The following is a 12,811-nucleotide window of genomic DNA, read 5'->3' as shown; positions in this document are numbered from 1 at the left end:
GGCGCTGCGGCGCCATGCCGGAAATCACGTTGACGATAGGCGACTTGGGGGTTGTGGGCAGGTGGGTTTTTCCGCCGGGTCCGCGTTCACCGACGTGCTGGCTGCCGGATCCTCACTGCCCGGCCACGCTCCCGGCCGTGACCGGATCGCCGACGCTCACCACGCCCTCGCGGACCACCGCGTTCTTCGCGCCGAAGCTGACCCGGTTGCCGTACTCCGGCTCGCGCCGGTACGTCGCCAGGGTCCGGACCGGTTCCGGGCCCCGGCGGCGGCCCGTCGTCTGGTCGACGAGCGGGACGCTGCACCGCATCGCCCGTACCGAGTGGGCGAGTTCGACACTTCCCATGGTCATCCGGCGCAGCCGGTCCTCGAAGTGCGGCTCGTCGTCCCCGGTCAGCACGATGTTGGGCCGGAAGCGGTCCATCGGGACGGCCTCGGCGTCGCCCCGGGCCGCGATGCGGGCGTTGAGGGCGTCCAGGGAGGCGGTCGAGGCGACCAGCACCGCGTGCGCGTCGGCGAAGTTGACCTTGCCGGGGGTGTCGCCCCAGCCGTCCCGGTCGAAGCCGGGGGCCACCCGCACCAGGCGGGACTTGGCCCCGAGCACGTCGGAGAACCACTCCGCGACCGCGTCCCCCTGGTCGACGGCCGCGCCGAGCGGACGGTCGAACATGCTGACATCGCGGCGCGGGCCGTCCGGGTCGACGTTCAGGAGCAGGGGCTCGACGTCCGCGGCGGACAGGGTCAGTGCCGTCCCGGAGCGCAGGATCCCGGCCCCGATCGCGGCCATCGCGGGGTGCGTGCGCTGGCTGCGGAAGGCGCCGTCCGCGGCGTCGACCACCATGAACGTCCGGTCGTGTTCGAGACCGGTCCCGGTGACCCGTGCGGAATCGACCGCGGTACCGGCGCAGCCCTTGACCGGGTAGTACGCCAGTTCCTGCACAGTGATCGTCATGATGTCCTCCCCATGGCGCACATCATCGCACCCGGCCCGCGGCGTACGGCATGACAGAAGGGTCCTCGCCCGTCACGTCCGGGCGAGGACCCCTCCTTCATCCGCCTGCCCGGTGAAGGTTGAGAAGACGATCACGAGGCAGGGCGTTCGGGACGCCCCGTCAGGGGGCGAGCAGCAGGACGTTCGCGCGCTCCTTGGCGGCCGCGTACCGCTTGGCCACGTCCTGCCAGTTGACGACGCGCCACATCGCCTCGATGAAGTCGACCTTCTGGTTCTTGTACTGGAGGTAGAAGGCGTGCTCCCAGGCGTCGAAGACGAGGACCGGGACCGAGCCCTGGCCCACGTTGCCCTGGTGGTCGTAGACCTGCTCGACGATCAGCCTGCCGCTGACCGGCTCGTACGCGAGGACGCCCCAGCCGGAGCCCTGGGTGGTGGCCGCGGCCTTCGTCAGCTGGGACTTGAAGCCCGCGAAGGAGCCGAAGGAGTCGGTGATCGCGTCCGCGAGGTCGCCGACACCGTCCGCCCCGAGCGGTTCGCCGCCGCCGTCACCGGTCATGTTGTGCCAGTAGATCGAGTGCAGGATGTGGCCGGAGAGGTGGAACGCGAGGTTCTTCTGGAGTCCGTTGACGGCTCCCCAGGCCTCCTTGTCGCGCGCCTCCTCCAGCTGCTCCAGGGTGTCGTTCGCACCCTTCACGTACGCGGCGTGGTGCTTGTCGTGGTGGAGCTCGATGATCTGCGGATTGATGACCGGTTCGAGCGCCGCGTAGTCGTACGGGAGTTCCGGGAGCGTGTACGTGGCCATGGTTCGAACCCTCCAGCTGCTGTCCTGTTGTTATTGCAACCTATATGCAGGAGCAGGTTAACAGCAGGAAGGGGTAAGGGAGGATCAGTCCTTCGGCGTAGGACCAGGGCACCGCGGACGCTCCCGGCGTCTTCGCGTGCGCCAGGGTTTCCCGTCCCGGGCGTTACGCGTCCGGCGTCGCCGTCGCGGAGCGCCGCTGCCGTACGACGCCGATGGCGATCAGGGCCGCCGTCAGCGCACCGGTCGCCAGCAGCTGGTCGCGGGTGTCGGGCTGGCGGAGCATCAGGAAGAAGATGCCGGCCATGGCGAGCAGCGCCACCACCGTCAGTCCCGGGAACAGCCACATCCGCACCACGAGCTTCTCCGGCGCCTCGTGCTCCAGCCGGGTGCGCAGGATCAGCTGGGAGACGGCGATGAAGATCCAGACGACGAGGATGACCGCGCCGATCATGTTGAGCAGCCAGGGGAAGACGTCGTCCGGACGCCAGTAGCTCAGCAGCACGCACAGGAAGCCGAACACGGACGAGACGAGGACCGCCGTGCGCGGCACACCGGAGGAGACCCTGCCCAGCCGCTTCGGGCCCATGCCGCGCCCGACCAGCGAACAGGCCATGCGCGAGGCGCCGTAGACGTTCGCGTTCATCGCGGAGAGCAGGGCGACCAGGATGACCACGTTCATGATCTCCGCCGCGCCGCCGATGCCGAGGTGGTCCAGGGTCGCGTAGAACGGGCCGACCTCCACGACCTTCGGGTCGTCCCACGGGACCAGCGTGACGATGACGGCCATCGAGCCGACGTAGAAGAGCGCGATCCGCCACATCGCCGTCCGGACGGCCTTCGCGACGCCCTGCACCGGGTTCTCGGACTCCGCTGCCGCGATGGTGACGGTCTCCAGACCGCCGTACGCGAAGACGGAGGCGAGCAGTCCGATGACCAGCCCTTCGGAGCCGTTCGGCATGAATCCGCCCTCACCGCTGAGGTTGGCGGTGCCCGGGGCGTCTGTACCCGGCAGCGCGCCGAGGATCGCCAGCACGCCCAGCACCAGGAACAGCGTGATCGCGGCGACCTTGAGCGCGGCGAACCAGAACTCGAACTCGCCGAACTTCGTCACCGAGGCCAGGTTCGTCCCCAGGAACACCACCATGAACAGCGCCACCCAGGCCCACTCCGGAGTCCCCGGCAGCCAGCCGGTGACGATCTTGGCCGCGCCGATCCCTTCCAGGCCGACGGCGACACAGAGAAGCACCCAGAACGCCCAGCCCGCCGCGAACCCCGCCCATGGGCCGATCGCCCGCTCGGCGTGGACGGAGAACGAGCCGGATGCCGGATTGGCCGCCGACATCTCGCCGAGCATGCGCATCACGAGCATGACCAGCAGCCCGGAAACGGCGTACGCGATCACGATCGACGGGCCGGCGGCGGCGATGCCGGCACCGGAGCCGACGAACAGCCCGGCGCCGATGACGCCGCCGAGGGCGATCATCGACAGATGGCGCTGCTTGAGTCCCTGGGTGAGCGCCGGGCCGGTCCCGGCGTCGGAGGCGACGGCCGGGGAGCCGGCGGGGGAGGGCGTGGGGGGAGGCGTGGGGGCCTGAGGCATGGACGAGCTCTGTTCGGTCGGTGACGTGTGGGGACGTATCCACTGACAGTCTGAACAGGTGGCCCGCTCCTGAGGAACGGCTGTCCGCTATACGGGCACCAGGCTCACACAGGGCGCACACCGCCCGGGGCGGAGCGGCTCATGGCCTCGGATCCTTCATTTAGAGGGAGTTCACAGTCTGCCCCCTACGGCCCTCCGCGGTTCCGACCGGGGGAACCCCTCGTCACCCCAGTGACGAGCATCACGCTTCGCGACGATTGCGGGCCGGTCTTTGTGTGAACCCCACCAATCCCTCAACCGCCGCTTTGTGGGCCGCTGATGGTGATCGAGCGATGCTCCGTCGGCTAACGTCAGCCTCAGTCTGTCCCCACCTGTCCCCACCTGCCCTCACCCCGCGGAGTCCCGATGAGCACTGCTGCCGCCGCCCCCGTCCGTACCGGAGCGGTCCTCGCCGACCTGCTGCCCGCAGCCCGGCACCGCTACGCCGTGGACACCGCCCTGGTGCTCGGCGGTGCCGCGCTCACCGGCATAGCGGCCCAGATCGCCGTCCCGGTCCCCGGCTCCCCGGTCCCGGTCACCGGCCAGACCTTCGCCGCGCTCCTGGTCGGCACCGCGCTGGGCGCCCGCCGCGGCTTCCTCGCCCTGGCCGTGTACGCGCTCGTCGGCATGGCGGGCATGCCGTGGTTCTCGGCCGGCAGCTCCGGCGCCGGCGGTGCCTCCTTCGGTTACGTGCTCGGCATGCTGCTCGCCGCCACCGTCGTCGGCGGGCTCGCCCGCCGCGGCGGCGACCGTTCGGTGCTGCGGACCGCGGGCACGATGGTGCTCGGCTCGGCGATCATCTACGCGGTCGGCGTGCCGTACCTGGCCCTGTCCACCGGCATGTCGGCGAGCGCCGCGATCGCGGCCGGCCTGACGCCGTTCCTGCTCGGCGACGCGCTGAAGGCGGCGCTCGCGATGGGCGCGCTGCCCACGTCGTGGAAGCTCATCGGCCGCCGAGGCTGACGCCTCAGCTTCCGTAAGCACCTCCGAAGAGGCTCGCCGGGTCGTAACGCGACACCAGACCGGCGAGCCTCTTCTGCGTGCGCGCGCCGTGGAAGCCCTCGGTACGGTCCCCGCCGCCGAAGGAGAAGTTCAGCGAACGGCCCACGGCGAGTGGCTCCAGGACCCCGGCCACCTCCTCGTACAGCGACCGCACCGACGCCACGTCCGTACCGTCGAGCGGCGACAGCATCCGCAGCAGGAAGCCCGCGTCCCGGTAGGGCACCGCGTTGTCCGGTTCCGGCGCCGCGGCCAGGGCGCCGCCCAGGTGGTTGAGCTGCACCACGGTCATCATCGGCGCCTTGCGGCCGGTCAGCTCCAGCACCCGCGCCGCGCGTTCGGGATCGAGTCCGCCGAGCATCAGGCCGTCGCCGTAGTAGGCGTGCGGGAACGGCGGATCGCTGTGGATGGTGTGGCTGTCGGTGTACGGCATCTCCCGCAGCGAGTCCGCGAGCGCGGGCCCGGTCGCCCGCAGCGGCGCGACGAGGCGTTCGCCCTCGGCCGCCGATCCGGTGTACGCGACGCGTACGGAGATCACGTACCGGCCGCGCAGCGGCCCGGGCAGCTGCGGCAGGTCCGGGTACACGAGCGCGGAGACGGAGGAGGTGAGGGCCCCGGGCACGGTCCGGGTCCACTCCAGATAGCGGCGCAGCACCCGCGCACCGCCCTCCCCGTCCCCGTCGAACGCGATCGAGCCGCCGTACAGCCGGGCCACCGGGACCAGGGCGGTCTCCATCCCGGTGACCGCGCCCAGCCGGTGCCCGCCGCCGCGCAGCCCCCAGAACAGCTCGGGCTCGTCCGCCGGGGTGACATGGCGCAGCACCCCGTCGCCCGTCACCACGTCCAGTGACCGCACATGGTCGGCGGCGTACCCGAACTCCCGGGCCAGGACGCCCAGGCCGCCCCCGAGCGTGTAGGAGACGGCGCCGACGCCGGGGGAGGAGCCGTTCAGCGGGGCGAGCCCGTGGGGTGCGGCGGCCTCGATCACCTGGCCCCAGGTGACACCGGCACCGATCCGCGCGGTGCGGCGTTCGGGGTCGACCTGAACGGAGTCCATCTTGCGGGTGCTGATCAGGACGCCGCCCTCGACGGGGCCCGGCAGCCCGTGCCCGGTGGCGTGGAGACCGACCCGGAGCCCGTCCCGGGCGGCCCGGGCCACGGCGGTGCGTACGTCCTGGGCGTCGGCCGCCTCGACGACGAGGTCCGGGCGGACCGGGAAGCCGGTCTGGAAGCCGGTCGGGAAACCGGTCGGTTCGGCAGTCATGGCGGAGGCTCTCCACTCGCTCGCTCGATGCGCTTGCGAGGGAGAGCCTCCCCGGTATACCTGACAGGGGCCGTCAGGTATGGATGATCAGCTTCCGGCGGTCCCGGCCGGGGTAGCGCTTCGGCGCTTGCGTGCCTCACGTACCAGCGAGACCGCCACCACCAGCACCGCGACCAGCAGCGACAGCAGCACCTGCTCGCGTCCGGCGTCGTCGGTCAGCATGTAGACCAGTACGAACGAGATCATGGCGATGGTCGCCCAGGTCAGGTACGGGAAGAGCCACATCCGTACGACCAGCTTCTCCGGCGACTCGCGCAGGATGATGCCGCGCATCCGCAGCTGGGTGAAGCAGATGACCAGCCAGACGAACAGGGCGACGGCGCCGGAGGAGTTCAGCAGGAACGCGAAGACCGTGTCGGGCCACTGGTAGTTGAAGAAGACGGCGACGAAGCCGAAGACGACCGAGGACAGAATGGCCGCCTGCGGCACGCCCCGCTTGTTGGTCCGGGCGAACGCCTTGGGCGCGTCGCCGCGGCCGCCGAGCGAGAACGCCATCCGGGAGGCCGTGTAGAGGCCGGAGTTGAGGCAGGAGAGCACGGCCGTCAGCACGATGACGTCCATCACCTGGCCTGCATGCGGGATGCCGATGACGTCGAGCGCCGCGACGTAGCTGCCCTTCTCGACGATCGACGGATCGTTCCAGGGCAGCAGCGTCAGCACGACGAAGATCGAACCCAGGTAGAAGACGGCGATCCGCCAGATGACGCTGTTGGTGGCCTTCTGGACGGCGCGCTGCGGGTTCTGCGACTCGCCGGCCGCCAGGGTCACGATCTCGCTGCCCATGAAGGAGAAGACGACCATCAGCACCCCGGTGAGGATGGCGCCCGGCCCTTCGGGGAAGAAACCGCCCGTGTCGGTGAGGTGGGCCAGTCCCGATCCGGCGTGGTCCGAGCCGGGCAGCACGCCGAAGACGGCGAGCAGGCCGACGATCACGAACGCACCGATCGCGACCACCTTGATGCCGGCGAACCAGAACTCGAACTCACCGTACGAACCGACGGAGACCAGATTCGTCGCGGTCAGCACCAGCATCACGATCAGTGCCCAGCCCCACTGCGGGACGCCTGGCACCCAGCCCTCCAGGATCTTGGCACCCGCCGTGGCCTCGACGGCGAGCACCACGACCCAGAAGAACCAGTACAGCCAGCCGATCGAGAACCCGGCCCAGCGGCCCAGCGCCTGGTCGGCGTAGGTGGAGAAGGAGCCCGACGCGGGGCGGGCGGCCGCCATCTCGCCGAGCATCCTCATCACGAAGACGACCATCAGGCCGACCAGCGCGTACGACAGCAGGATGGCCGGTCCGGCGGCGGCGATGCCGGCCCCGGAGCCCACGAACAGGCCCGCGCCGATCACTCCGCCGATCGCGATCATCGAGAGGTGACGGTTCTTGAGACCGGCCTGGAGCCCGTCCTGGGACTCCGTCCGGTCCGAACGGTCCGGCCCGTCGGGCTGGTGGCCCGGCTCCGCCAGAGTCGTCTGCGACGTCATGGTTCGAATCCTTACGTTTCGGATCACTCGGTTGCGTGACTCGCGGCACCACGGTGGTGGAGCAGCGAGCGATGCATTGAAGCCCGGTGAACCCAGAAAGCGGAACCCCTCCCTCCGATTCGTTGACCGGATCGTTGCCTCAGTGGCATCGCGCACACAGGGCCCGCACATCAGGGGCACACCGCACCCCGTCGTCGGCTACCCGGCGCCGCTCGTGCCACACTCCTCCCATGCGCGTGTACCTCGGATCCGACCATGCCGGTTACGAACTCAAGAACCACCTCGTCGAGTGGCTCGAGGCCCAGGGCCACGATGTCGTCGACTGCGGTCCCCACATCTATGACGCCCAGGACGACTACCCGCCGTTCTGCCTGCGTGCCGCCGAGAAGACGGCCGCGGACCCGGGCAGCCTCGGCATCGTGATCGGTGGCTCCGGCAACGGCGAGCAGATGGCCGCGAACAAGGTCAAGGGCGTCCGCGCCGCACTCGCCTGGAGCGAGCAGACCGCCGCGCTGGGCCGCGAGCACAACGACGCCAACGTGATCTCCATCGGCGGCCGGATGCACACGGCCGAGGAGTCCACCAAGTTCGTCGAGATCTTCCTCTCCACCCCGTACTCCGGCGAGGAGCGGCACACCCGCCGCATCGAGATGCTCACGGCGTACGAGAACACCGGCGAGCTCCCCCCGATCCCGGCCCACCACCCGCAGCAGGGCTGACCGCCCCCTATCCTGAACTGTGCCGCCGGTACCCCCGGCGGCACAGCCATGTCCGCCCCGCGCCGCACCGAGGAGACCCGCCGCCGTGCCCGAGGGACACACGATCCGCCGCCTCGCGGACGACCACCGGGACCGGTTCGCCGGCCGGCAGGTGCGCGTGAGCAGCCCGCAGGGCAAGTTCTCCGGCAGCGCCGCCCTGCTCGACGGCCGGGTGCTCGACGGGGTGGACGCCCACGGCAAGCACCTCTTCCTCGGCTTCGGGGACACCGGCTGGGTCCACATCCACCTCGGCCTGTTCGGCAAACTCGGATTCGGTACGGTCCCGGCTCCGCCGCCCACCGACACGGTCCGGCTGCGCCTGCTGAACGACGAGCACCACGCGGATCTGCGCGGCCCCACCACCTGCGCACTGATCACCGGCGCCGAGAAGCGCGCGATACACGACCGGCTGGGCCCCGACCCGCTGCGCCCGGTCGACGACGGCGAGCGGGCCTGGCAGCGGATCTCCCGCAGCCGGATCACCGTGGCCGCCCTGCTCATGGACCAGAAGGTCGTCGCGGGCGTGGGCAACGTCTACCGCGCCGAGGTGCTGTTCCGGCACGGCATCGACCCGTACCGGACCGGCAAGGACCTCACCCGCCGCGAGTGGGACGCGATCTGGACGGACCTGGGCGCACTCATGCGCGAGGGCGTACGGAACAACCGCATCGACACCGTGCGCCCCGAGCACCTGCCCGAGGCGATGGGCCGCCCGCCGCGCGTGGACGACCACGGCGGCGAGGTGTACGTCTACCGGCGCGCACGCCAGGCCTGCCACATCTGCGGCACGGAGATCCGCACGGCGGACCTGGCTGCCCGCAACCTCTTCTGGTGCCCGAACTGCCAGTCCCACTGACGAAATCAAGCCCGTCCGGCGAATCTCAGCCCGTCCGGCGAATCTCAGCCGGCGATTGAGGACAGCGCACCCGCGAAATCAAGCCCGTCCGGCGATTGAGGACAGAGCGCCCGAAGGGCGCTGCGCGGCAGCCCGCGGCGCTCGGCCGCAACACGCGCACCAGGGCAGATCAAGCCCGTCCGGCGGTTGAGGACAAGTCCCGTCGCCGGACGGACCCGCACCCCCGCCTAGAACCCCCGCGGCAGCCACGGCGCCACGTCGGACAGGAACGCCGCCGACGCCTCCGCCACCGCCCCCGCCCGCAGCTCCCGTACCCGCCCGGCCAGGGCCAGCGCGCTCAGCGCCTCGCCTCCCAGGTACGCGGAGCCCAGCTCCCGTACCGAGAGCGCCAGATCCGCCGCGTCCTCGGTGCGCTTGCACGACGCGCCGCCCTTCGCGTCGGCCGTCAGCCGCCAACGCCCCGCGTTCCACGGGCAGAACGCGTCCTCGACCTCGAACACCACATCCAGCGGCCCCCGGTAGGTCCGCGCCTCCAGGGCCGCGCCCACGTCCACCAGCCGCACATGGAGCGAGTCCCGCACCTGGATGTCGCACCGCCGCACGTCCGACACCAGATGCAGCACCGCGTCGTCCACCGGCCGGTTCCGCGCCTCGACCGTGGACATCAGGTCGATCCCGAACAGGAACCGCCACAGCGCCGCGTACGCCGCCGGGTCCAGCGCCGCCAGATCGCTCACCACGACGCGGCCCTTGGGGCCCGCCTTCTCCCACTCCGGCTTGAGGTGGTAGTTCGTGTAGCCGACGATCTCACCGTCCCGCTCCGCCAGCAGGCACTGCAGCACCGAGCCGCCCTGGCGCGAACTCACCGGATCGACCATCGGCTTGCGCTCCCAGCCGGGGCCGTGGGCCGGAGTGCCGGGACGGCCCGCCACCAGCCGCGCGTACACGCTCTCGCACGCCGCGACCGCCTCGTCCTTCTTCGCGTACCGCAGCCGGATCTCGTCCGTACCCTCCGGCACGCTCAGCCGCACCCGGTCCGAGTCGATGCTCAGGGACATCTGGCGGGTCGCCGCCCCGTATCCGAAGCGGCCGTAGATCGCGGGCTCCGAAGCCGTCAGCACGGCGATCGGCTCACCCAGCGCCCTTACGTCGTCGAGCTGGCGGCGCATCATCGAGGTCAGCAGACCGCGCCTGCGGTGCGTGGCCGCGACGCTCACCATGGTGACCCCGGCCGCCGGCACCAGCGCCCCGCCGGGCACGGCCACCCGGAAGCTGAACGCCCCGGCCGTCGCGACCACGTCGCCGCCGTCCCAGATCCCGATCGACCGCTCGTGCTCGGTCAGTTCCTGATAGAGCTCCCGCTCCTCCGGAGTCTCCGGGTCCCCGCCGAACGCGAGCTCAAGGGACTCGAACCACTCGTTCCACTCGGACGGCTGCAATACTCGGAGCTCTGTAGTCATATGCCATACCTACCAGGGCTTCCGCGGCCGGGCGAGCCGTTTTCGAACGCATTGTCACAGGGGTCCCCCTGCACCTGAGCCCGTCGGGTGGATAGGGTCCCGGCAATGGCCCGACGCGCAGGAGCAGAGACGTACCCGGCCCGATTGCGGAAATCGGCGCACCGGGTACGCACCGCCCTGCGCAGGTCCGGCGTCGACTACTTCCGCGGGGACGGCTCCGACTGGATCGCCCTGGCCGCGCTGCTGCTCACCGTTCCGGCCATCACCGTCGGCACCCTGCTGAACCCGGTGTGGTGCTCGCCCACCGTGCTCGTCCTGCCGATCGTCGCGGGCGGCCTGCTGCTGCGGCCCGCCAGCCTGCTCGGGCTGTACGCGACCGCCGCCGCGGCCCTGATCGTGGAGTCCCTCTGGCTCGGTCCGTACGAGGACGGCCCGGCCCGGGTCACCCCGGGCACCGTGCTGACGGTCGCGGCCTGCGGCTTCCTGGGACTGATCCTCGCCCAGTTCCGGGCCAGGGTCGGCGTGCCGTGGCGGCGCGGCGGCACCATGCTCTTCGACCTGCGCGAGCGCATCCGGGTACAGAGCGCCCTGCCCCGCCTCCCGCAGGGCTGGCACCGCGAGATGGCGCTGCGCCCGGCGGGCGGGCAGTCCTTCTCCGGGGACTTCGTGGTCGCGGCCCGGACCAACGGCGGCCGCACCCTGGAGGCCGTACTGACCGATGTCTCCGGCAAGGGCATGGACGCGGGCTCCCGCGCCCTGCTGCTGTCCGGCGCCTTCGGCGGACTCCTCGGATCGCTGCCGCCGCACGGCTTCCTGCCCGCGGCCAACGGCTATCTGCTGCGCCAGGACTGGGACGAGGGCTTCGCCACCTCGATCCACCTGGTCCTGGACCTGGAATCGGGCGACTACGAACTCCTCTCGGCGGGCCATCCGCCGGCCCTCCAGCTCCACGCCGGCAGCGGACAGTGGGAGGAGATGGCCGCGGAGGGCCCGCTGCTCGGGGTCTACGACGGGGCGGAGTTCGACGCCGTGAAGGGGCATCTGGCCCCCGGTGACGTGCTGATGCTGTTCACCGACGGGCTGGTGGAGGCCTCCGACCGTGACATCGCGGAAGGCATCGACCGGCTGACGGGCGAGGCCGACCGCTATGTCACGACGGGCTTCGAGGGCGCGGCCTGGCACCTCATCGAGGCCTGCGCCAAGGACGTCAACGACGACCGGGCGCTGCTGCTCCTGTCACGCAGATCCTGAAACGTACGCAACCGGCCCGAAGCGGACGTGCGTCAACGGCGGGCCGCCCGTCACCGGATCGGGAGCACAACCGCCTCGCGCCCGCCGGGCAGCAGCCGGGCCAGCCAGTGCGACCGTCCGGCCGCCAGTGGTGCCAGGACCGCGAGGACGAGCACGTACCCCGCGATGAACGGGGAGAGCCGCTCGTCCAGCCCCGCGCCCGCCGCCATGGTGGCGAGGATCAGGGCGAACTCGCCGCGCGCCACCAGGGTGGTGGAGATGTTCGCCGTGGCCTGCGGGCCGAAGGCGTACACCTTGGCGGCCGCGAGTCCGGCGAGCACGTTCATCGCGAGGGTCACCGCCACCGCGGCCAGCACCGGCCACACCACGGCCGGCAGGTCGCCGGGGTTGATGGAGAGGCCGAAGGCGAAGAAGAAGATCGCACCGAAGGCGTCGCGCAGGGGGTGGACCAGCTTGAGGATGCGTTCCCCCGAGGTCGTGCTGCCGAGCATCAGGCCCACCATGAAGGCGCCGATGGCGTCCGCGACCCCGAACCACTCCGAGATGCCGGCCACCAGGACGGCGGCACCGAGGAAGGAGATGACCAGGAGCTCGTCGTCCCGGGTGTTGATCAGCTTGCCGATGACCTTGGTGCCGAACCGGGCGGCCAGCGCGAGGAGAAGCAGGAAGCCGAAGGCCTTTCCGCCGTCGACGGCGGCCGACGCGAGGCTGTCTGCGCCCGAGAGGATGGGCTGGAGGGCCGCGAGATACAGGGCGAGGAACACGTCCTCGACGACGATGATGCCGAGGATCGGCTTGGTCTCCGGATTGCCGATCCGGCCGAGGTCCACCAGGACCTTGGTGACGATGGCCGACGAGGAGATGCCGAGCACCCCGGCGAGGACCAGTGCCTCCGACGTCCCCCAGCCCAGCGCGAAGCCGAAGCCGAGCCCGGCGCCGACGTTCAGGGCGAGGTAGGTGCCACCGGCGAGCGCCATCCTGCGGCCGCCGGCCTTGAGGTCGTCGAGGTGGAACTCCAGGCCGAGGTAGAAGAGCAGCAGCACCAGACCGAGTGCGGAGAGCATCTCCAGGTCGTGCGGGTCGGCGACGAGAACGATGCCGGGGGTGTGCGGGCCGAGCAGGATCCCGGCCAGGATGAACAGCGGGATGGTGGGCAGTCCGATGCGGCTGCCGACGCGGGCGAGGACGGCGGCGGCGAGGAAGGCGCCGCCCATGGCGATGAGCGTGTCTGCGTGTCCGATGAGCCTGGTCCTTCGTTGGGTCAAGAGAACGTCAAGAAATC

11 protein-coding genes are annotated in these 12,811 nt (G+C 70.9%); 4 read left to right on the top strand and 7 right to left on the bottom strand.

Annotated elements, in window-relative coordinates; translation table 11 throughout:
* Positions 1 to 112: 112 nt before the first annotated feature.
* The 3 genes from OG782_RS11930 to OG782_RS11920 form a co-directional block, all read right to left on the bottom strand.
* Positions 113 to 952, bottom strand: a complete 840-nt coding sequence (locus OG782_RS11930; RefSeq protein WP_406450094.1) for an MOSC domain-containing protein — start codon at positions 950 to 952, stop codon at positions 113 to 115.
* A 160-nt stretch (positions 953 to 1,112) separates the two neighbouring features.
* A complete protein-coding gene (locus OG782_RS11925; protein WP_406450092.1) occupies positions 1,113 to 1,754 on the bottom strand; it encodes a superoxide dismutase in 642 nt (213 codons plus the stop codon).
* Positions 1,755 to 1,917: 163 nt separating this feature from the next.
* Positions 1,918 to 3,354, bottom strand: coding sequence for an amino acid permease (locus OG782_RS11920; RefSeq protein ID WP_406450091.1), 1,437 nt, complete (start codon positions 3,352 to 3,354; stop codon positions 1,918 to 1,920).
* A gap of 405 nt (positions 3,355 to 3,759) precedes the next feature.
* Between OG782_RS11920 and OG782_RS11915 the strand changes: the two genes are divergently transcribed.
* Entirely contained in the window at positions 3,760 to 4,356 is a 597-nt protein-coding gene (locus tag OG782_RS11915; protein ID WP_406450089.1) for a biotin transporter BioY, read from the top strand.
* A 4-nt stretch (positions 4,357 to 4,360) separates the two neighbouring features.
* On the opposite strand, the gene OG782_RS11910 is transcribed toward OG782_RS11915, so the two are convergent.
* Together OG782_RS11910 and OG782_RS11905 are read right to left on the bottom strand one after the other, a co-directional pair.
* A complete protein-coding gene (locus OG782_RS11910) occupies positions 4,361 to 5,656 on the bottom strand; it encodes an FAD-binding oxidoreductase (RefSeq protein ID WP_406450087.1) in 1,296 nt (431 codons plus the stop codon).
* Between the two features lie 87 nt (positions 5,657 to 5,743).
* Positions 5,744 to 7,204 (bottom strand): amino acid permease, encoded by a 1,461-nt coding sequence (locus OG782_RS11905; protein ID WP_406450085.1) that lies wholly within the window; start codon positions 7,202 to 7,204, stop codon positions 5,744 to 5,746.
* A gap of 230 nt (positions 7,205 to 7,434) precedes the next feature.
* Here OG782_RS11905 and OG782_RS11900 point away from each other — a divergent pair, with 230 nt between their 5' ends.
* Entirely contained in the window at positions 7,435 to 7,923 is a 489-nt protein-coding gene (locus OG782_RS11900; protein ID WP_406450083.1) for a ribose-5-phosphate isomerase, read from the top strand.
* A gap of 85 nt (positions 7,924 to 8,008) precedes the next feature.
* The gene (locus OG782_RS11895) at positions 8,009 to 8,818 is read left to right on the top strand and encodes an Fpg/Nei family DNA glycosylase (protein WP_406450081.1); all 810 of its coding nucleotides are present in this window, start codon (positions 8,009 to 8,011) and stop codon (positions 8,816 to 8,818) included.
* A 227-nt stretch (positions 8,819 to 9,045) separates the two neighbouring features.
* Here the strand turns inward: OG782_RS11895 and OG782_RS11890 are convergent, their stop codons facing one another.
* Complete coding sequence (locus OG782_RS11890; protein ID WP_406450079.1) at positions 9,046 to 10,278, bottom strand: GNAT family N-acetyltransferase; 1,233 nt, start codon at positions 10,276 to 10,278, stop codon at positions 9,046 to 9,048.
* A gap of 105 nt (positions 10,279 to 10,383) precedes the next feature.
* Here OG782_RS11890 and OG782_RS11885 point away from each other — a divergent pair, with 105 nt between their 5' ends.
* A complete protein-coding gene (locus OG782_RS11885; protein WP_406450078.1) occupies positions 10,384 to 11,529 on the top strand; it encodes a PP2C family protein-serine/threonine phosphatase in 1,146 nt (381 codons plus the stop codon).
* A 50-nt stretch (positions 11,530 to 11,579) separates the two neighbouring features.
* On the opposite strand, the gene OG782_RS11880 is transcribed toward OG782_RS11885, so the two are convergent.
* Positions 11,580 to 12,743 (bottom strand): cation:proton antiporter, encoded by a 1,164-nt coding sequence (locus OG782_RS11880; protein WP_406450076.1) that lies wholly within the window; start codon positions 12,741 to 12,743, stop codon positions 11,580 to 11,582.
* Positions 12,744 to 12,811 lie beyond the last annotated feature (68 nt).

This window comes from Streptomyces sp. NBC_00876, assembly GCF_045207435.1.
Lineage (GTDB): Bacteria > Actinomycetota > Actinomycetes > Streptomycetales > Streptomycetaceae > Streptomyces.
The sequence above is the reverse complement of the archived record's forward strand: the minus strand, read 5'-3'. Positions and strand labels throughout refer to the sequence as shown.

Bases quoted from the DNA above. Each gene is read 5' to 3' on its own strand.
- OG782_RS11930 (WP_406450094.1), bottom strand. From the start codon at position 952: ATGACGATCACTGTGCAGGAACTGGCGTACTACCCGGTCAAGGGCTGC.
- OG782_RS11925 (WP_406450092.1), bottom strand. From the start codon at position 1,754: ATGGCCACGTACACGCTCCCGGAACTCCCGTACGACTACGCGGCGCTC.
- OG782_RS11920 (WP_406450091.1), bottom strand. From the start codon at position 3,354: ATGCCTCAGGCCCCCACGCCTCCCCCCACGCCCTCCCCCGCCGGCTCC.
- OG782_RS11915 (WP_406450089.1), top strand. From the start codon at position 3,760: ATGAGCACTGCTGCCGCCGCCCCCGTCCGTACCGGAGCGGTCCTCGCC.
- OG782_RS11910 (WP_406450087.1), bottom strand. From the start codon at position 5,656: ATGACTGCCGAACCGACCGGTTTCCCGACCGGCTTCCAGACCGGCTTC.
- OG782_RS11905 (WP_406450085.1), bottom strand. From the start codon at position 7,204: ATGACGTCGCAGACGACTCTGGCGGAGCCGGGCCACCAGCCCGACGGG.
- OG782_RS11900 (WP_406450083.1), top strand. From the start codon at position 7,435: ATGCGCGTGTACCTCGGATCCGACCATGCCGGTTACGAACTCAAGAAC.
- OG782_RS11890 (WP_406450079.1), bottom strand. From the start codon at position 10,278: ATGACTACAGAGCTCCGAGTATTGCAGCCGTCCGAGTGGAACGAGTGG.
- OG782_RS11885 (WP_406450078.1), top strand. From the start codon at position 10,384: ATGGCCCGACGCGCAGGAGCAGAGACGTACCCGGCCCGATTGCGGAAA.
- OG782_RS11880 (WP_406450076.1), bottom strand. From the start codon at position 12,743: ATGGGCGGCGCCTTCCTCGCCGCCGCCGTCCTCGCCCGCGTCGGCAGC.